We start from the raw sequence: 18,753 nt of genomic DNA on the forward strand, positions 1-18,753 counted from the left end.
AAAACCCAGTTGCCATTGACCTCGCCGGATATTCCGGCCGACACTTTGCGCAAACAGGTTCCAGCCGAAAGGATCATGCGGTGGGACAGACGGTTTTCATCCCTCGTGAGCTTGACGCGAACGAGCCGCGCGTCGCGGCCTCGCCCGATACGGTCAAGCGGCTGGCAGGGCTGGGCTTCGACGTGATTGTCGAAACCGGCGCCGGCACGAGGTCGCGCATCCCCGACGAGGAGTTCGCCAAGGCAGGTGCCGTCATCAGCAAGGCCGCGGATGTCGGTAAGGCCGATGTCGTGCTGAAGGTCCGCCGGCCTACGGAAGCCGAGCTGAAGAGCTATAAATCCGGCGCTGCCGTGATCGCCATCATGGATCCCTACGGCAACGATGCCGCCGTTGCGGCGCTGGCAAAGGCCGGTGTCACTGCCTTCTCGATGGAATTCATGCCGCGCATTACCCGCGCGCAATCGATGGACGTGCTGTCCAGCCAGGCAAATCTTGCCGGCTATCAGGCGGTCATTGACGGTGCCTCGGAATATGATCGTGCCTTGCCGATGATGATGACGGCGGCCGGCACGGTGCCAGCGGCGAAAATCTTCATCATGGGTGTCGGCGTCGCCGGCCTGCAAGCGATCGCCACGGCGCGCCGCCTTGGTGCCGTTGTCACCGCCACCGACGTGCGCCCCGCCGCCAAGGAACAGGTCGCCTCGCTCGGCGCAAAGTTCCTGGCCGTCGAGGACGAGGAGTTCAAGGCCGCCGAAACGGCTGGCGGCTACGCCAAGGAAATGTCCAAGGAATACCAGGCCAAGCAGGCGGCACTCACCGCCGAGCACATCGCCAAGCAGGACATCGTCATCACCACGGCGCTGATCCCCGGCCGGCCGGCGCCGACGCTGGTGTCGGCGGCGATGGTCGCCTCGATGAAGCCGGGCTCGGTGCTCGTCGACCTCGCCGTCGAACGTGGCGGCAATGTCGAAGGTGCTCAGCCGGGTCGGGTGGTGACCACGGCCAATGGCGTAAAGATCGTCGGCCACCTCAACGTGCCCGGCCGCGTCGCCGCATCCGCCTCGCTGCTCTACGCCAAGAACCTGTTCGCTTTCCTCGAGACGCTGGTCGACAAGACCACCAAGACGCTGGCCATCAAGCGCGATGACGAACTGGTCAAGGCCACCATGCTGACCGACGGCGGCAAGGTGGTTCATCCGGCCTTCGCCAAGGCCGACCAGCAGCCTCATGTCGAACCCGCGGCGATCCCGGCCACAACCATGGTCGCCGATGCTTCGGCTGCGCCCAAAAAGCCCGCGCCAAAGAAGACAGCCGCGTCCAAATCGTCCTCGCCCAAGTCGTCCTCGCCCAAGTCGAAAGGCACAGCGTGATGGATCAGTCCCTGCAGAAAGCCCTCGACCAGCTCGACCAGGCCTCCGCCGCCGTCAGGCTTGCGGTGCAGAACCTGGCCAATGCTCCAGGTGGCGCCGAGGCGGCGGGTGATGCCGCCCACGCTCTGTCCGGCGGCGCCATCGATCCCTTCGTCTTCCGCTTCGCCATCTTCGTGCTGGCGATCTTCGTCGGCTACTATGTCGTTTGGTCGGTGACCCCTGCGTTGCACACGCCGCTGATGGCCGTCACCAACGCCATCTCGTCGGTCATCGTCGTCGGCGCGCTGCTCGCCGTCGGCATCGCCGCTTCCGGTGTTGCCGCCGGCTTTGGCTTCGTCGCGCTGATGCTGGTCTCGGTCAACATCTTCGGCGGCTTCCTCGTCACCCAGCGCATGCTGGCAATGTACAAGAAGAAGGACAAGTAGAGCGCCATGAACGCCAACTTCGCGTCCTTCCTCTATCTCGTCTCCGGCGTCCTGTTCATCATGGCGCTGCGCGGCCTGTCGCATCCGACCACCAGCCGCCAGGGCAATCTCTACGGCATGATCGGCATGGGCATCGCCATTGCCACCACGCTGGCGCTGGCAACCCCGTCCGCGGGCCGCTTTGGCCTCATCGTGCTCGGCCTTGCCATTGGCGGCGGCGTCGGTGCCGTCACCGCGCGCCGCATCGCCATGACCTCGATGCCGCAGCTGGTTGCCGCCTTCCATTCGCTGGTCGGCCTTGCCGCCGTCATGGTGGCGGCAGCCGCCATCTACGCGCCGGAAAGCTTCGGCATCGGCACGGCGGGCGACATCCATGCCCAGGCGCTGATCGAGATGAGCCTCGGCGTTGCCATCGGCGCCATCACCTTCACCGGCTCGGTCATCGCCTTCTTGAAGCTCGATGGCCGCATGTCCGGCAAGCCGATCATGCTCGGCGGCCGTCATTTCATCAACGCCGCCCTGGGCGTCGCGCTCATCGTGCTGATCGTGCTGCTGGTCACCACGGAATCGAAGCTGGTCTTCTGGCTGATCGTCGCCGCCTCTCTGGTGCTCGGCGTCCTCTTGATCATCCCGATCGGCGGCGCCGACATGCCGGTCGTCGTCTCGATGCTCAACTCCTATTCGGGCTGGGCAGCGGCCGCGCTTGGCTTCACGCTCGGCAATCTGGCGCTGATCATCACCGGCGCGCTGGTCGGCTCGTCCGGCGCGATCCTGTCCTACATCATGTGCAAGGGCATGAACCGCTCGTTCATCTCGGTCATCCTTGGCGGCTTCGGCGGTGAGACGGCGGCTGCGGCCGACGACGGCATCGAGCGCACAGTCAAGCAGGGTTCGGCAGATGATGCCGCCTATCTGATGATGAACGCGCAGAAGGTCATCATCGTGCCAGGCTACGGCATGGCGGTCGCCCAGGCGCAGCATGCGCTGCGCGAAATGGCCGACAAGCTCAAGGCCAACGGCGTCGACGTGAAATACGCCATCCACCCGGTCGCCGGCCGCATGCCCGGCCATATGAACGTGCTCTTGGCCGAAGCCAACGTGCCCTATGACGAAGTGTTCGAGCTCGAGGACATCAATTCGGAGTTCGCGCAGGCCGATGTCGCCTATGTCATCGGCGCCAACGACGTCACCAACCCGTCCGCGCGGGACGATAAGAGCAGCCCCATCTATGGCATGCCGATCCTCGACGTCGACAAGGCGCGCACCTGCCTGTTCGTCAAGCGCTCGCTCGGCTCCGGCTATGCCGGCATCGACAACACGCTGTTCTACAAGGACGGCACCATGATGCTGCTCGGCGACGCCAAGAAGATGACAGAGGAAATCGTCAAGGCCATGGATCACTGATCCGGCCATAGGCGGAAATAGCAAAGAGCCCGGCCCAGGGGCCGGGCTCTTTCATTTTTGACGCAAGCCTAGGCTCAGCGGCTGGTCAGGAAGACCGCTTCCTCTTCGTCGCGCTGCCGGCCGCCGAGGGCGGCCGCGGCACTGGAGATGAAGGCGCCGATGACCAGCGACAAGGCGCCGAGCAGCGCAAAGGTCGCGCTGGCCTTCCTGGCGCTATCGGCCGCCTGCTTGGCCTTGACCTTGGCGTCCTCGACCTTGGCAACCATTGCATCGACACGCGCCTTGGCGTCGGCCTCGGAAAGGCCGGTGCGGGCGGCGACCAGTTGCGCCAGATAGGTCTTGTCGTCGGCCGAAATCTCGCCCGCCGCGGCGCTAGCAATGAGGATACGCGAGGCCTGGCCTACAGCGGCGGCATCGCCATCCGGAGTGGCAGCAGCCAGCTTGCTCGGATCGGCGGGACGAAACAGCGAATCCACCAGATAGGAGGTCGCGTTGTTGGCCGACGCATTGCCGGCGTTGCCGGCGGCACCAGCAGATGCTCCCATGGCCGCTCCCGACGCCGCCGCGGACACGGCCTGCACGCCCGAGCCAAGCACTGCGGAAAGCGCCGAGCCGAGGACTCCGACGACAAGCAACGTGGCCAATGCCCAAGCAAGAAAGCCGTGAGCCGTGTCGCGGAAATAAACCTCATCGGTGTGGATGCCGACCCATTTGGTGCGCAAGCGCCCGGCAAGGTAGCCGCCGACGCCGGAGGACAGCCACTGCACGACGACCAGCCAGATCGCGGTCGACGCCGCGAAGGTGGTGATCGACGCGCCGGAGCCCGACCATGGTGAGACCATGGTGAGCCCAAGACCGGAGCCGAGCAACATGAGGATGAAAGTCAGCGTCGAGGCCGCGAAGGCGCCGGCGATGATCGGTCCCCAGCTGACGGCTGTTGCGGAGGACTCTTCTGACGCGGACAGGTCGATAGCCGATACGGTGGGCTGCATCTGCGCCCCCTACCGTACGAACAGCATGATGAGGATGATGATCGGGATCGGAATACCGAGCAACCAGAGCAAAATGCCACGTCCCATGAAAGCCTCCTGTGAGAAATTGTGATCGATGTTGGCACAATGTCCCGAGAGGCCTTCCGTTCCGGCGGGCAATAAAATGATTTTGTTTGCCGGCGATGGAACAATTCGGAGCTCCGCTCCGCACCTCGTGTCGGGCAAAAGCGGAAATCTGGGGCTTCGACGGCGTGCCACCGCTTCCGAAATTTGCATCGACGCATCCGGCTTTGACCGGGCCGCGTTTCACTAGCGTCTCAACGCCGCGCTGCTAGCAAGCTTCCTCAGCACAGCGCTACGGCCTTAAAGCGCGTCGCGTCGAAACGGATTCAGCCACGCGCTTAGGTGCGTGTTCTTGTGCATATTGTTCGCCCAAAACCGCTGCGCAGTTTTGGGCAACATGCATCAAATATCCAGATTGGCGACCGACAGCGCGTTGTCCTGGATGAATTCGCGCCGTGGCTCGACCTCGTCGCCCATCAGCCGCGAGAACAGGCTGTCGGCATCGGTCGCATCGTTGACCTTGACCTGCAGCAGCGACCGCACATTCGGGTCCAGCGTGGTTTCCCACAATTGCTCGGCATTCATCTCGCCGAGACCCTTGTAGCGCTGCATGGTCAGCCCCTTGCGACCTGTCGCAAAGACGGCGTTGAGCAGCGCCAGCGGCCCCGAGACGGTTTCGGACACATCCTTGCGGCGCAGCACCGGCGGCGTCCCGTAGACCTCGCTGAGGCGCTGCGCGTAGCGGTCGAGCTGGCGGGCGTCGGCCGAATTGATCAGCCCCATGTCGAGATGGGCGTATTCCTTGACGCTGCGCACGGTGCGCTCGAAGACATAGCCCCCGCTGCCGTCATTCGAGGTCGACATGCGCCCGGTCCAGCCGCGCTCGGTGTCCTCGGCGATGATGTCGAGGCGCTGTGCAATCCGCTCCGCCATGGCGTTGGCACGGCCAAGATCGCTGAAGACTTCGGGGTTGAGCCCACCGGCGATCGACGCTTGTTCGACCACGCCTCTGTTGTAGCGCGTGTGCAGGCCGTTGATAAGCTGGCGCACAGCCAGCGCGTCGTCGACCGCACCGCGCAGATCCTGCCCGGTCCGCACTTCCCCCGAGCCCAGCGTCAGCGAAGCTTCCTCCAGCCCGGACTCGATCAGGAACTCCTCGAAGGCGCTTTCATTCTTGATGTATTGCGAGCTCTTGCCGCGCGTCACTTTGTAGAGCGGCGGCTGAGCGATGTAGAGATGGCCGCGCTCGATCAGCTCGGGCATCTGCCGGAAGAAGAAGGTGAGCAGCAAGGTTCTGATATGGGCGCCGTCGACGTCGGCGTCGGTCATCAGGATGATCTTGTGGTAGCGCAGCTTGTCGGCGTTGAACTCGTCCTTGCCGATCGAGGTGCCGAGCGCGGTGATCAGCGTGCCGATCATGTCGGAGCCGAGCATGCGGTCGAAACGCGCCCGCTCGACATTGAGGATTTTGCCGCGCAGGGGAAGGATGGCCTGGTTCTGGCGCGAACGGCCGCCCTTGGCCGAGCCGCCGGCCGAGTCACCCTCGACGATGAAGATTTCGGATTTCGCCGGATCGCGCTCCTGGCAGTCGGCCAGCTTGCCGGGCAAGGACGTGACGCCGAGCGAGCTCTTGCGGGTGATGTCGCGCGCCTTGCGCGCGGCTTCGCGCGCCGCCGCGGCCTGGATCACCTTGTCGATGACCACCTTGCCTTCGGTCGGATGCTCTTCCAGCCAGGTGCCGAGCGCCTCGTTGACCAGCCCCTCGACCACCGGGCGGACCTCGGAGGAAACCAGCTTGTCCTTGGTCTGCGAGGAGAATTTCGGATCGGGAACCTTGACCGACAGCACCGCCGTCAGCCCTTCGCGGCAATCGTCGCCGATCAGCGAGACCTTTTCCTTCTTGGTCAGGCCCGAGGACTCGCCATAGCCGGTGATCTGGCGCGTCAGCGCGCCACGGAAACCGGCCAGATGGGTGCCGCCATCGCGCTGCGGGATGTTGTTGGTGAAGGCCAGCACGTTCTCGTGGTAGCTGTCGTTCCACCACATCGCCACTTCGACAGTGATGCCGTCGCGCTCGGCCTTGATGGCGATCGGCTTCTCGATCAGCGGCTTCTTGACCCGGTCGAGATATTTGACGAACTCCTCGAGACCGCCATCATAGTGCAGTTCATGCCGCACGATGTCGGCGTGGCGGCCGTCGGTCAGAATGATGCGCACGCCGGAATTGAGGAAGGCGAGCTCGCGCAGCCGGTGCTCCAGCGTGCCGAAGTCGAATTCGACCATGGTGAAGGTCTCGGCCGACGGGAAGAAGGTGATAGAGCTACCGCTGCGGCCCTCATAGGTGCCCGGCTGCTTGTCCTGCTCGTAGCTACCGGTCGCCCTCAACGGCGCATCGGCATTGCCGTGCGTGAAGCTCATTTCGAAGATCTGGCCGTTGCGGCGAATCTTGAGCTTCAGCCAGGCCGAAAGCGCGTTGACCACCGAGACGCCGACGCCATGCAGGCCGCCCGACACCTTGTAGGAGTTCTGGTCGAATTTGCCCCCGGCATGCAGCTGCGTCATGATCACTTCGGCCGCGGAAATGCCTTCGCCGGTGTGAATATCGGTCGGAATGCCACGGCCATTGTCGATCACCGTCACCGAACCATCGGGGTTGAGCGTCACCGTGACGAGGTCGGCGTGCCCTGCCAGGGCCTCGTCGATGGCGTTGTCGACCACCTCGTAGACCATGTGATGCAGGCCCGAACCGTCGTCCGTGTCGCCGATATACATGCCAGGGCGTTTGCGGACAGCGTCCAACCCCTTCAAAACCTTAATGGAATCGGCGCCGTATTCGGCTTCGGCGCCGTTGGTGTTCTCGATCTGGTCGCTCATGAAAACCTATTGTCTAGATGCCGCTTGTACGGCGCGAAAAATCAGCCCCGAATCGCGCGCCTGATATAGCGTTAGATATAGGCGCTAAAGGCGGTTTTTCCAAGGTTTGCGGGCATTTCCGGCCCAAATCCTGGGCCGGCAGCCGGCTATTTTTTTCCGGCGTTGAGTTTGGCGAGAAGGCCGCGCAAATATTTGATCGTGGGTTTGTCTCTTGGCGCCAGCCGGCCTGTGCGGTCGAGGTCCAGCGTCAGGTTCAGCGCCTTGGTCAGCACAGCCTTCGGATCCTTCGCCACATAGGCATAGTTGATGTAGGCCTGTACTAGATCAAATTGCCAGATGGCATTGTTCGGATCGGACTGGGCGAGTTTCTGGCGGATGCCGAGGCTGGCTTCGAAGGCCTTCCTTGAGCCCTCGAAATGGCGCTGTCTGGTCTCCAGCATGCCGATTTCCGAAAGCGTAATCGACAGGTCGCGTTGCCAGTCGGAATTACCTGGATCGAGCTTGGTCAGCCGATCGACAATGGCAAGACTGTCCTGGTAGTTTTGCAGTGCGCTGCGGATATCGCCCTGGGCATCAAGCACACCGGCAACCTTTTCCAGACAGACCGACAGGTCGCGCTGCCAGTCGGTGTTGCCAGGGTCATCAGCGGCAAGTTCGCGCGCCACGGCCAGCGCTTGCTGATAGGAAGCCAGCGCGGCCGGCCAGTTCTCCTGGTCGTTGAGCGCGTTGCCGATCTTGGCGTAACTGATCGACAGGTCGCGCTTCAAGTCGGTGTCGTTAGGGTCATGGCGTACCAGTTCCTCGGCGATCGCCTGGCTCTTGCTGTAGGCCACGAGCGCCCCGGCGGCGTCGCCGCGCTCGCGCAGTACATCCCCGATCCTCTCATGGCTGACAGAAACCGCGCGCTGGCGCTCAGGATCGGGTTTGTTCTCAGCCAACACAAGCCGAATTCTCAGGCTCTCTTCAAAGGCCGTCTGGGCGCCGTCCAACTGCCCGGCGGTCCGGGCAAGGTCGCCGATTTCATCATAGGTTATGGTCAGGTCGCGCAGCAGGGAGGCGCTGTTCGGCTGAGCATCCACCAATTTCCGCTTGATCGACAGGCTTTGCTGGTAGGCCTTGGCCGCCGCACCCACATCGCCCTGCGTCGCCAGCACGTTGCCGATCTTGTCATTGGCCATGGCAAGATCACCGAGCCAGCTTTTCTCGTCCGGCACGCTTGCGGTCAGGTCCTGCAGCATGTCCCTGGCCGCCTCATAGTGCTCTAGGGAGGTTGGCAGGTCGCCTTGCACCATCTTTATGTTGGCGAGCTTGATGTGGCTGATGGCGAGATCGCGCTTGACGCTGGGGTCTGTTTCCTGACGCGACCGCTGCTCGAGATTGGTCAACAGCGCGGTAAAGGCGCGGCCGGCCGCCTCGACATTGCCCACCGTCGTATAGAGGATACCGAGTTCCTCCAGCGTGCGGCTCTGACGGTCGGCCTGTTCCAGGCTGAGCGAGGTCTGCCCAGCCTCACCATACAGCGACAGCACCGTTTCAAAGTCACCAATGGCCGTGGTGTAGTCGAGGTCGGCGCGCGCCGCACCACCGGATAGAAAACGCGTCGCGGCCTCGGACAGGGTGCGGCTGGCGAAATTGACCTTCAGCGCCTGGCGCGAAACATTGTCGATGTCGGCGGCCTTGGCCAGAAGAGCGCGGGCGCCATCGAAGGCGCCTAGTGAAAGCTGTTCCTCGGCCTGCCGGCGCAATTCCGCCACCTGCGGATCGTCGGAGGCGAGCGTCTTCATTTCGCTGCGCACCTTGACGAAGGCGTCGGCGGCCTCGCGCAGCCGGGCGTTCAGGCTGTCGGCGGAGAGATGGCTGGCGTCGGAACTGATCAGCGCGCCATAGAGCGGCGCCAGCGGCATGTCGGCATCGCTGGCGATCTGCTCGACCTCGCCGCGCATTTCCGGCGTCACGTCGGCCATGGCGAGCAGCAGCCGTTCGCGCTCTGGCAGCTGTTCCTTGGCGGCAGCGGCAAAGAACAGTTTCGGCAGGCCGCTTTCGACATAGGGCAACTGCTTGCCGCGCGACAGGTCATAGACTTCCTGCTGCACCAAGGTCAGCACCGAGCGGATCTCGAGCCCGTCCGTGGCGAGATATTTGGTCAGCGCCGTCGTGAAGGGCGAATTCTCTCCGGTTCCATCGGCGGCCGTCTCGCCAGGGGCGGCCGAAAAGGCGAACAGGATGTTTTCCGCCCGCCCGACGCGGCCGAGGCCCGGCTTGACCTTGTCGGCGACATCCTTGGTCAGCGAGGTCGCGCCGCGACCATCGCCGCTGCTAGCCGAGAAGGGATCGCTGCGGCAGGCATCGAGCACGATCAGCCCGACCTTGGCGGTCGCGGCGACGGCATCGCGCACCTCCTCCAGCGGCAGGCTGGTCTTGTCCAGTTGATCGACCGACGACGCGTCGGCATCGACTGGCAGCAGCCGGTTGTCACCGGAGATTTCGACGCCATGGCCGGAGAAATAAACCAGCGCGACATCGGCGCCCTTGGCATCCTCGCGAAAGTCGTCGAGCGCGCGTCGCATGCGCCGAAGGTCCCGGTTGGTTTCGAGGATGACCTCGAAGCCGAGCTTCTTAAGTGCGGCTTCCATCGCCTCGCCGTCATGGATGGGATTGGCCAGCGGCCGGACCAGCCGGTAGTCGTTGTCGGCCATGACCAGCGCCACGCGCCGTTCCGCCACCGCGGTGGCGGTGGTCGCAATCGTCAGCAGCAAGGCAAACAGCAAGCGCAATTTAGAACCGCCCCCGGCTCAGTCACCCACCGACCATTCCACCTCTTTATGGCGCGGGCAAGCCGGGGGCGCTAGGCAAAAGACCGGCGTTCTCAGGCAGCGCGCATGGGTTTCAACGCCTCGCTCCAGCGCAACAGTTCGTCCAGCATGGCCTTGGCGCCGCCGATCACCTGTTCGCTGGCGTTGAAGGCGCCGTTCTCGTCGAGCAGCTTCTGATACATCGGCAGCGCGACGCCTTCCGGGATCGGCATGATCCCCACCGAGGTCAAAAGCGGCTTCAGCGCCTGCGCCGCGCGCAGGCCACCGGACACGCCGCCATAGCTGAAAACGGCGGCCGGCTTGTACTTCCATTCGCGCAGCAGGTAGTCGATCGCGTTGACGATCGCTGGCGCTGCGAAATAATTATACTCCGGCGCCACGAAGACAAAGGCGTCGGCGGCGTCGATCGCCTTCGACCAGGCCTTGGTGTGGTCGTTCTGATAATTGCCAAGCCTCGGATGGTGCGGCTCGTCCAGCACCGGCAGGTGGAACGCGGCGATGTCGGTCAGCACCGGCTCGAACTTCCCGTGCTCACGCGCGAACGTATCCAGCCACTCGGCAAAAACCGGACCGGCGCGGCCGGGCCGCGTGCTGCCGATGATGATGTTCAACTGGTGCTTCAAGGCGGGCTCCCCTGTCAGGCGGTATCTCTTTGTGACTGTCACTACGGCAGAGCGTCCCGGCGGACAAGGCGGGACACCCAGCGAAAGGGTCACGATCGGATGAACGGAGCGTCTGCTTTCGCGCCGCGAATTGCCTGCCTTGCGGTCACATGGACGCCGGGATTGCCAGCCACTACATTGATGCGAGCAGCGGAGCACTTCATGGACACTCAGCCCGCCCCCTTTGTTCCCCCCGCGCCGAAGCCGCGCACGTCGCCGCCTTCGACGCTGGAGATGATCCGCATCGTCTATCGCAATCCGCTCGAACTGTGGGGCGAGCCGACCTACAACGAGCCGTGGATTTCCGCGAATGGCGTCGGGGGCCATCTGATCGTCGCCAACGATCCCGGCCTAATCCGCCATGTGCTGGTCGACAACGCCAAGAACTACAAGATGGCGACGGTGCGCCAGAAGATCCTGCGGCCAATCCTGCGCGATGGCTTGCTGACCGCCGAGGGCGAGGTGTGGAAGCGGTCGCGCAAGGCGATGGCGCCGGTGTTCACGCCGCGCCATATTTTCGGCTTTGCCCAGCCGATGTTGAAGCGCACTAAGGAGTTCGTCACCCGCTACGAAGAGGGCGGCGCGTCCGACATCGCCCATGACATGACGTTGCTCACTTACGATATCCTCGCCGAGACGCTGTTCTCCGGCGAGATCGCGGGCGAGCCGGGCAGTTTCGCCAACGAGATCGACCGCTTGTTCGAGACCATGGGCCGCGTCGATCCGCTTGATCTGTTGCGCGCACCCGACTGGCTGCCGCGGCTCACCCGCATCCGCGGCCGCAAGACCATGGCCTATTTCCGCAAGATCGTGACCGATACGGTCAAGATGCGCGAAGAGAAATTCAGGCGCGATCCCGATGCGGTGCCGCAGGATTTCCTGACGCTGCTGCTCAAGGCCGAAGGTCCCGACGGGCTGACGCGCTCGGAGGTCGAGGACAACATCATCACCTTCATTGGCGCCGGCCATGAGACCACCGCGCGGGCGCTGGGCTGGACGCTTTACTGCCTCGCCGAATCGCCATGGGAGCGCAATCGGGTCGAGCAGGAGATCGATGAGGTGCTGGCGCGCGAACCCGATCCGACGAAGTGGCTCGACGCCATGCCGTTGACCCGCGCCGCCTTCGACGAGGCGCTTCGGCTCTATCCGCCGGCGCCCTCGATCAACCGCGAGCCGATCGAGCCGGAGATGTGGAAGGATCTTTATATCCCCAGGCACGCGGCCGTGCTGGTCATGCCCTGGGTCGTCCATCGCCACAGGAAGCTGTGGGACAGGCCCGATGCCTTCCTGCCCGAGCGCTTCCACCCGGGCAACCGTGAGAAGATCGATCGCTTCCAGTATCTGCCGTTCGGTGCGGGGCCGCGCGTCTGCATCGGCGCCAGCTTCGCCATGCAGGAAGCAATCATTGCGCTCGCCATCCTTTTGTCGCGCTTCCGCTTCGACACCACGGCCGAAACCAAACCCTGGCCGGTGCAGAAGCTGACGACCCAGCCGCAAGGTGGGCTGCCGATGCAGGTCACGCCTCGCTAGGCGTGCTGATATTCAGGTGATGCCGGCCTGCGAACGATGGCTTCCTGCGCTTCCCCGTTCTACTGCGTCGCAGTAGAACTGTGCTCACGTACTTGAGTACGCTCCGCTCCGGTTCTCGGAACCCAACGTTCTCGACTCGGCCTGACCTGAATATCAACACGCCTAGGGCTTATGCCGCTGGCTTGCGCTGCTGGAACTGGCCGGCGGCGCGGAAGCGCCAGAGGTAGCTCGGCAGGATCGTCGCGATCGATTGCGGCTGGATGCCGAGCCCGGCGAGCGTCCGGTTGGCCTTGGCGGCGGCTTCCGAGACGATGTTGTGCTCGCGCAGCTGCATCACCTGGTCCTTGGTCAGCAGCGGATTGGGCAACAGGCCGAGGATCGAGGCCTGGATGTTGGCCACCCACCACGGCACCGGCACCAGCAGTCGCTTGCGCTCGATCACGGTCAACAGCTCTTCCATGCATTCCTTGAAGGTGAGCACGTTGGGGCCGCCAAGCTCGTAGATCTGGCCGCGATCGATCTTGCCGTCGACCGAGCGCGCCACCGCTTCGGCGACATCGCCGACATAGACCGGCTGGAACTTGGTCTGGCCGCCGCCGATCAGCGGCAGCACCGGCGAATAGCGCGCCATGCTGGCGAAGCGGTTGAAGAAGCTGTCTTCCGGTCCGAAATTGATCGACGGCCGGAAGATCACGGCGTCGGGGATCGTCTCCAGCACGGCCTTTTCGCCGAGCGCCTTGGTGCGCGCATAGTCCGATTCGGAGTCCAGATCGGCGCCAAGCGCCGAAATATGGGTCAACCCGGCACCGACCGAGCGCGCCGCCTCGGCGACGGCGCGGGAGCCAAATTCGTGCACCGCGGAGAATTTCTGCCGGCCGGTTTCATGCAGGATGGCGACGAGATTGACGACATGGTCGGCGCCTTGCACGGCGCGGTCGACCGACCAGCGCACGCGCACATTGGCCTGCACCGGCTGGATCTGGCCGACATTGCCGAGCGGCTGCAGATGGCCGGCAAGATCGGGCCGCCGGCAGGCAACCCGGATGCGATAGCCGCGCTTGGCCAGCGCGCGCACGACATGGCGGCCGACAAAGCCAGACCCGCCAAAGACGACGACGAGCTTTGGGGTCTGCAGGATTTCGGTCATGGCTGGCTCCGGCGCACTTTCCAGATGGCTTGGCTGAAGCCGTTTCATAGTCGGTTTTGCGCCAAAGGCAAAGGGTGACGCGTCGTCGCGTCACCCCTCTTGAAAGCTTGTCAGATGCCTTGCCGATGCGGGCGTCAACCGAGTGCAGGTTGCTGCCGCGAATGACGAAGAAGAGCTGGATCGCGGCCCACAAAATCGACTTTTCGGCACCCGATAACCCTGGCCCATGGTCAACCAGTGGAACCAGACGGTGACCAGCAGCACGAAACGCAGAAAACCCCGCCGAAGCGGGGTTTTCCGGGTGAAGCTCATGTCGAAACCAGGGTCCAACGAGGCGGCCTGACCTGAGACGGTATCAGCACGGCGTAAAACGCCCGCCCCAGCCCTGGATGCATTCGACAGAAGACACCGACCGGGCAAACCCGACCCGGACAGCCATTGGTCGCCGCGGCATGCAGGAAGGTTCACAAAATCACAAAAAATCGCACCGCCGGGGCGACATGAATGCGTCGAAGGACGTTACCGGCCGCCGTTGCGGGAAATCGCCGCTGCCCGCCTGAGTGCCTGCGGCGGCTGGCCAAAGCTTCTCAGGAACGCGCGGCGCATTCGCCCGGCATCGCCGAAGCCGCTCTCTTCCGCGATGCGATCGAGCGACATGGGGCTGTTTCCACCGCGATCCGCGCGCTCTCCAGGCGAATTCGTTCCACGGCCTTGGCCGGAGTGGTGCCGGTTTCCGCCTTGAAGGCGCGCGCAAAATGCCGCGGGCTCATGGCGGCACGATCGGCAAGGCACTCCACCGTCAACGGCTGGGCCAGCGCGGTGCGCATCCATTCGATCAGCTCGATAAAGCGGCCCGTCCGTCCGCCGAGTTCGACAAGCGCGGAGAATTGCGACTGGCCGCCGGGGCGGCGTTGATGAACGACAAGCTGCTGCGCAACGCGGCGGGCTATGGCCGGGCCGAGATCATCCTCGATGAGCGCCAATGCCAGGTCGATGCCGGCCGAAATGCCGGCCGAGGTCCACACGCTGCCATCCCTGACGAAGATCCGCTCCGCATCGAGTTTCACTGCGGGGTAGCGGCGTGCGAAATCGTGCGTGCTCCACCAGTGGGTGGTGGCGCGCCTGCCATCGAGAAGTCCAGCTTCGGCCAGCAGATAGGCGCCGGTGCACACGCTCGCCGTTCGTCTCACGCCCGTGCGCCGAAGCCAGGCGACGATCTCCTGGGCGGCGGCCATGGAGCGAATGATTTCGCCACCGGAGATGATGGCGGTGTCGAGCGGCTCTTCCATCGACAAAGGCCGGGCCGCAAGCCGCATGCCGGATGAGCTCTCGATCTCCTCTCCGCCGGGCGCCAGTATCTCGAGCATGTAGCTGCCAACGCAAAAACCTTCCGCCAGCTCAAAGGCGGCCGCCGGGCCGGCCGCATCCAGCAACTGGAAGCCGGGGTGAATGATGATGCCAACCTTGCGGGTCATGGCAGTTTTTGCGCGATATATGTCATTTCGGACAAGTCCTACCGCAGCTAGGTTGATGGTCAAGCGTTTCGATCGGAAGGACTGGATCATGAATTTGCGTATCATGCTGTGGAGTGGTCTCGGCGTCGTGGTGGCCCTCCTCGCATTGGGTGCCGCATGGCTATTGTCGCTGCCGGCGGCATCCCAGGCTGCCGTTCAGCCGGCAATCGATACCAGGGAGGCCGCCGCGACGCTCGCGGCATTGAAGTCGCCGAAGCGCCAGCGTCCATTGATCGCCATCATCGGCATCAACGACGGCACCGAAACCACTGATTATCTCATGCCTTACGGCATCCTGCGGCGCGCCGATGTCGCCGATGTCGTGGCGCTGGCGACGCGGCCCGGACCGATGAGACTGCACCCGGCCTTGCAGATCGAGCCCGATGCGACGACGACGGCATTCGACGCCGAGCACCCGGACGGCGCCGACTACGTCATCGTCCCGGCCATGATGCGCGATGACGACGCCGACGTGCTGGAATGGATCAGGAGCCAGGCGGCCAAGGGCGCCATGGTGATCGGCATCTGCGCTGGCGCCAAAGTGGTCGGCGCCAGCGGGTTGTTGGACGGCAAGCGGGCGACGACCCATTGGTATTCCGTCGGCGAGCTCCGCGAAAAACACCCTACGATTCACTATGTCGCCGACCGGCGCTTCGTCGTCGATCAAGGTGTCGCGACGACAACGGGGATCACCGCATCGATGCCGATGATGCTGACCCTGATCGAGGCCATCGCCGGCCGGGACAAGGCCGAAGCCGTCGGCCGCGATCTGGGCCTGGCGCACTGGGATGCGCGGCATGACAGTGGCGCCTTCAAGTTCACCCGCCCGTTCGCGCTGGCGGCGATCGGCAACACGCTTGCCGTCCTGGGGCATGAACAGCTCGGTATCCCGCTGACATCAGGCATGGATGAGGTGTCGCTGGCCCTGGTCGCCGACGCCTGGTCGCGAACCTATCGCTCGGGCGCGGTCACATTCGCCGGTAAGGACAGCGCGATCGTCAGCCGTGACGGTCTTCGTATCTTGCCTGACCAGATCGCCACCGACTGGCCGGTGGACCGGTTGGTTCCGGCCACGGCCGATCCGCGGCCGGCGAGGGCGCTCGACCAGGCGCTTCAAGACATCTCGGCTCGCCACGGTGCACGCACGGCCGACTTCGTCGCCATGCAGCTCGAATATCCCCGGTGAAAGGGACTGTTGAAGGTCCGGCACCGGCCAGGCATTCGTTCGTCGCAATTCAGGTCGAATAGCGCTCGGCGAATTCGGAAATACGCTGCACCACCGCCTTGGGCGCGGTGATGCCGCGCGCCTGCGCCTTCTCGGCGGCTTCCGCCCGGGCGCGGCCCGGCACATGCACGCCGAAGCGGCGGCGCAGGCGGTCGAGCTGGTCCTTCATGCGCTGTTCGAAATCCGGATCGAGCAGCTTGGGCTCGATAGCCAGCACGAACAGGCCGGTGCCTGGGCTGTCGGGCCCGCCGGTGAACCAGGGCGCATCGAGCGACCAGTTGGCCCCGGAAATGCCCGCAGCCAACACTTCGACCATCAGCGCGATGTTGGCGCCGCGCTGGCCGCCAAAGGCAAGCATGGCGCCCTTCATGGCGGCGGCCGGGTCGGTGGTCGGGTTGCCACTGGCGTCCAGCGCCCAGCCTTCGGGGATCTTCTTGCCGTCTTCGGCCGCCTTGCGAATGTTGACGAAGGCGGTGGCGCTCGATGACTGGTCGATGACCAGCGGCGCGCCGTCGGCGGCGGGCGCGGCAAACGACATCGGATTGGTGCAATAGACCGGCTTGACCGAGCCCGAGCCGGCAAGAACGGCCGGGCCGTTGGTCGCGGCGAAGGACACCAGCCCCTGTGCCGCCAGCCTTCCGGTAAAGTAGCCGAGCGCGCCGCATGTATAGGCGTTCTTCTGCGAGAAGATGGCGACGCCGAACAGTTTTGCCGCCTTGGCAAGGTCGTCGATCGTCCGGTCGAAGCCGGTATGCGCCAGCCCGCCGCGTGCGTCGGAAAGGTAGACGGCCAGCGCCGGCCTGGTGATCACCGGATCGGCATTGCCGTCGATGCGCCCGGCCTCCAGGGCTTCGAGATAGTCGATGAAATGCGACAGGCCGACAGTCGAAAGCCCTTCCGCCTCGGCGGCGATGATCGACGCGGTGAGCGACTGCGCCGCCTCCTCATTGGCGCCGGCGCCGAGTGCCGCCATCCGGCACAGTCCTCTTGCCTGGTCGAGACTGAGTTGCATCGCAATTGTTCCTAAGTGAGTAGCGAATAGGGAATAGCGAGTAGGGCGAATAGTGAGACGCCCTATTCGCTACTCACCGTTCGCTAACGACCTCTTCCTAGCCGACCTTGACCGGAATCCGCGCCTCGATCCGGCTGAGGGCCAGGACCAGAATGCCGGTGATCGCCATATAGATCAACGCCAGCAGCAGCAAGGGCTCGTAGGTGAGGTAGGTGTCCTGCCGCACCTTGCCCGCAACGGCGAAGATATCGATGACGCTGATCGTCGCCACCAGCGGCGTCGACTTCAATTGCAGCACGGTCTCGCCGGTCAGCGTCGGCAGAGCCCGGTAGAAGGCCTGCGGCAGCAAGATGCGCTGGAAAATCTTCCAGCGGCTCATGCCGAAGGCGCGGGCGGCTTCCAGCTGTCCCTGGGGCACGCCGGCAAAGGCGCCGCGCATCACTTCGCCCTCGTAACCGGCGAAGGACAGGGTGAGAGCCAGAACGCCGTACGGCCATGCCTGCCTCAGATAGGGCCACATCCAGGACTCGCGGATCCATGGATATTGCGGGAACAGCGAGCCCAGCCCGTAATAGAGCAGCCACAGCTGCAAGAGCAGCGGCGTGCCGCGGATGATGGTGCAGAAAACTTTCGCCGGCGCCGCGACCCAGATCGAACCGGCGGCCTGCGCCAGCCCGACCGGCACGGCGATCAGGAAGCCGAGCGCGCAGGTGACGGCCAGGATCCACAGGGCCCGCCAGATGCCCATCAGGCCCATTTCCCAATATTGCGGCAGCCAGTTCCATCGCATGAAAAAGGCGGCCGACAGCACCAGCCCCAGGGCGATCAGGATGAGGACGATGCGGTGCGGCTGCAGCCAGAGCGAGGCGCGCGCCGCGGTGTTGATGATGGCCGCTTCGCCCGCCATCAGCGTGCCTCCTTGATCGAAGGCATGCCCCGCCGCGCCCATTTCTCGGCGCGGCCAAGCAGGAAGTTCGAAAACAGCGTCACCGCAAGATAGAGAACGCCGGCGGCGAGATAGAATATCAGATAGGCCTTGGTGACGCCGGCTGCCTGCCGTGTCGCCAGCGTCAGCTCGAAGAAACCGACGACGGCCAGCAGCGCGGTGTCCTTGGTCGCGATCAGCCACAGATTGGCGAGACCTGGAATGGCAAAGGGCAGCATCGCCGGCAGCGTGATGCGCCGCAAGAGAAGGCTGGGAGACATGCCGAAGGCGCGGGCGGCTTCGATCTGGCCCTGCGGGATGGCCAGGATCGCGCCGCGCATGACCTCTGTCGAATAGGCGCCCTGGCAGAAGCCAAGCACGGCTATGCCGGCCACCAGCCCGCTAATATCGACACGCTGGTAACCGATCGCGGTCAGCACCTGGTTTATCAGGTCGGTGCCGGCATAGTAGAGCAGCAGGATCAGCACCAGTTCCGGCACGGCGCGCACCACGGTGGTGTAGACCGCGAGCAGGTCGCGCACGACCGGTCCGCCATAGAGCTTGCCATAGGCGCCGCAGATCCCGATGAGCAGGCCGACGATCGTGGCGCCGACGGCAATCTCGAGCGAATGCAGTAGCCCGAGCATGAGTGTGCCGCCCCAGCCGACGGGCGCGGGCGAGAGGAGTTCGATGATACCGGCCGCCGAGGCCGGAAGAAACGCGTCGATCAGCTTTGCCCCCGGATTGCTGGCTTTGTCCGCCGACGCCAGCGGCCGGCGGCAAGCATGCGTGGGAAG

At 64.3% G+C, this 18,753-nt stretch carries 14 protein-coding genes and 2 pseudogenes; 5 read left to right on the plus strand and 11 right to left on the minus strand.

The window, feature by feature from the left end:
* The first annotated feature begins 80 nt into the window (after window positions 1–80).
* The 3 genes from MAFF_RS21230 to MAFF_RS21240 are packed head-to-tail and all read left to right on the plus strand — an operon-like array spanning window position 81 to window position 3,199.
* Complete coding sequence (locus MAFF_RS21230) at window positions 81–1,370, plus strand: Re/Si-specific NAD(P)(+) transhydrogenase subunit alpha (RefSeq protein WP_010913014.1); 1,290 nt, start codon at window positions 81–83, stop codon at window positions 1,368–1,370.
* Window positions 1,370–1,795, plus strand: a complete 426-nt coding sequence (locus tag MAFF_RS21235) for a proton-translocating transhydrogenase family protein (RefSeq protein ID WP_032932694.1) — start codon at window positions 1,370–1,372, stop codon at window positions 1,793–1,795. Before MAFF_RS21230 ends, MAFF_RS21235 begins: the two co-directional genes overlap by 1 nt.
* Window positions 1,796–1,801: 6 nt before the next feature.
* Window positions 1,802–3,199 carry an NAD(P)(+) transhydrogenase (Re/Si-specific) subunit beta gene (locus MAFF_RS21240; RefSeq protein WP_010913016.1) on the plus strand — a complete coding sequence of 466 codons (1,398 nt, stop codon included), beginning with the start codon at window positions 1,802–1,804 and terminating at the stop codon, window positions 3,197–3,199.
* A gap of 74 nt (window positions 3,200–3,273) precedes the next feature.
* On the opposite strand, the gene MAFF_RS21245 is transcribed toward MAFF_RS21240, so the two are convergent.
* From MAFF_RS21245 to MAFF_RS21260, 5 genes are all read right to left on the minus strand, one after another.
* Window positions 3,274–4,191, minus strand: a complete 918-nt coding sequence (locus MAFF_RS21245) for a membrane protein (RefSeq protein ID WP_010913017.1) — start codon at window positions 4,189–4,191, stop codon at window positions 3,274–3,276.
* Between the two features lie 9 nt (window positions 4,192–4,200).
* Window positions 4,201–4,467 carry a hypothetical protein gene (locus MAFF_RS39170; protein WP_010913018.1) on the minus strand — a complete coding sequence of 89 codons (267 nt, stop codon included), beginning with the start codon at window positions 4,465–4,467 and terminating at the stop codon, window positions 4,201–4,203.
* A 189-nt stretch (window positions 4,468–4,656) separates the two neighbouring features.
* Window positions 4,657–7,128 carry a DNA topoisomerase (ATP-hydrolyzing) subunit B gene (gyrB, locus tag MAFF_RS21250; RefSeq protein ID WP_010913019.1) on the minus strand — a complete coding sequence of 824 codons (2,472 nt, stop codon included), beginning with the start codon at window positions 7,126–7,128 and terminating at the stop codon, window positions 4,657–4,659.
* A gap of 146 nt (window positions 7,129–7,274) precedes the next feature.
* Window positions 7,275–9,902 (minus strand): caspase family protein, encoded by a 2,628-nt coding sequence (locus MAFF_RS21255; RefSeq protein ID WP_044548772.1) that lies wholly within the window; start codon window positions 9,900–9,902, stop codon window positions 7,275–7,277.
* A gap of 92 nt (window positions 9,903–9,994) precedes the next feature.
* Complete coding sequence (locus tag MAFF_RS21260) at window positions 9,995–10,564, minus strand: NADPH-dependent FMN reductase (RefSeq protein ID WP_044548773.1); 570 nt, start codon at window positions 10,562–10,564, stop codon at window positions 9,995–9,997.
* Window positions 10,565–10,765: 201 nt separating this feature from the next.
* On the opposite strand from MAFF_RS21260, the gene MAFF_RS21265 reads away from it, so the two are divergent.
* Window positions 10,766–12,133: a cytochrome P450 gene (locus MAFF_RS21265; protein ID WP_010913022.1), complete on the plus strand. Its 1,368-nt coding sequence runs from the start codon at window positions 10,766–10,768 to the stop codon at window positions 12,131–12,133.
* 169 nt (window positions 12,134–12,302) lie between these two features.
* On the opposite strand, the gene MAFF_RS21270 is transcribed toward MAFF_RS21265, so the two are convergent.
* From MAFF_RS21270 to MAFF_RS21275, 3 genes and pseudogenes are all read right to left on the minus strand, one after another.
* Window positions 12,303–13,280, minus strand: coding sequence for a complex I NDUFA9 subunit family protein (locus MAFF_RS21270; RefSeq protein WP_044551122.1), 978 nt, complete (start codon window positions 13,278–13,280; stop codon window positions 12,303–12,305).
* Window positions 13,281–13,398: 118 nt separating this feature from the next.
* Window positions 13,399–13,547 (minus strand): annotated as a pseudogene (locus MAFF_RS40685) (DoxX family protein); the annotation flags it as partial.
* 252 nt (window positions 13,548–13,799) lie between these two features.
* Window positions 13,800–14,755: pseudogene (locus tag MAFF_RS21275) on the minus strand (GlxA family transcriptional regulator).
* A gap of 88 nt (window positions 14,756–14,843) precedes the next feature.
* Between MAFF_RS21275 and MAFF_RS21280 the strand changes: the two are divergent.
* Entirely contained in the window at window positions 14,844–15,980 is a 1,137-nt protein-coding gene (locus MAFF_RS21280; protein ID WP_044551124.1) for a DJ-1/PfpI family protein, read from the plus strand.
* 49 nt (window positions 15,981–16,029) lie between these two features.
* On the opposite strand, the gene MAFF_RS21285 is transcribed toward MAFF_RS21280, so the two are convergent.
* The 3 genes from MAFF_RS21285 to MAFF_RS21295 all read right to left on the minus strand — a co-directional run bounded on the left by MAFF_RS21285 (window position 16,030) and on the right by MAFF_RS21295 (window position 18,603).
* Window positions 16,030–17,031, minus strand: a complete 1,002-nt coding sequence (locus MAFF_RS21285) for an Ldh family oxidoreductase (RefSeq protein ID WP_010913027.1) — start codon at window positions 17,029–17,031, stop codon at window positions 16,030–16,032.
* 97 nt (window positions 17,032–17,128) lie between these two features.
* Window positions 17,129–17,938 (minus strand): ABC transporter permease, encoded by an 810-nt coding sequence (locus MAFF_RS21290; protein WP_044551126.1) that lies wholly within the window; start codon window positions 17,936–17,938, stop codon window positions 17,129–17,131.
* Window positions 17,938–18,603, minus strand: coding sequence for an ABC transporter permease (locus tag MAFF_RS21295; protein ID WP_010913029.1), 666 nt, complete (start codon window positions 18,601–18,603; stop codon window positions 17,938–17,940). The genes MAFF_RS21290 and MAFF_RS21295 overlap by 1 nt, the downstream gene beginning before the upstream one ends.
* Between the last annotated feature and the right edge of the window lie 150 nt (window positions 18,604–18,753).

This window comes from Mesorhizobium japonicum MAFF 303099, assembly GCF_000009625.1.
In the GTDB taxonomy this organism is placed as follows: Bacteria; Pseudomonadota; Alphaproteobacteria; order Rhizobiales; family Rhizobiaceae; genus Mesorhizobium; species Mesorhizobium japonicum.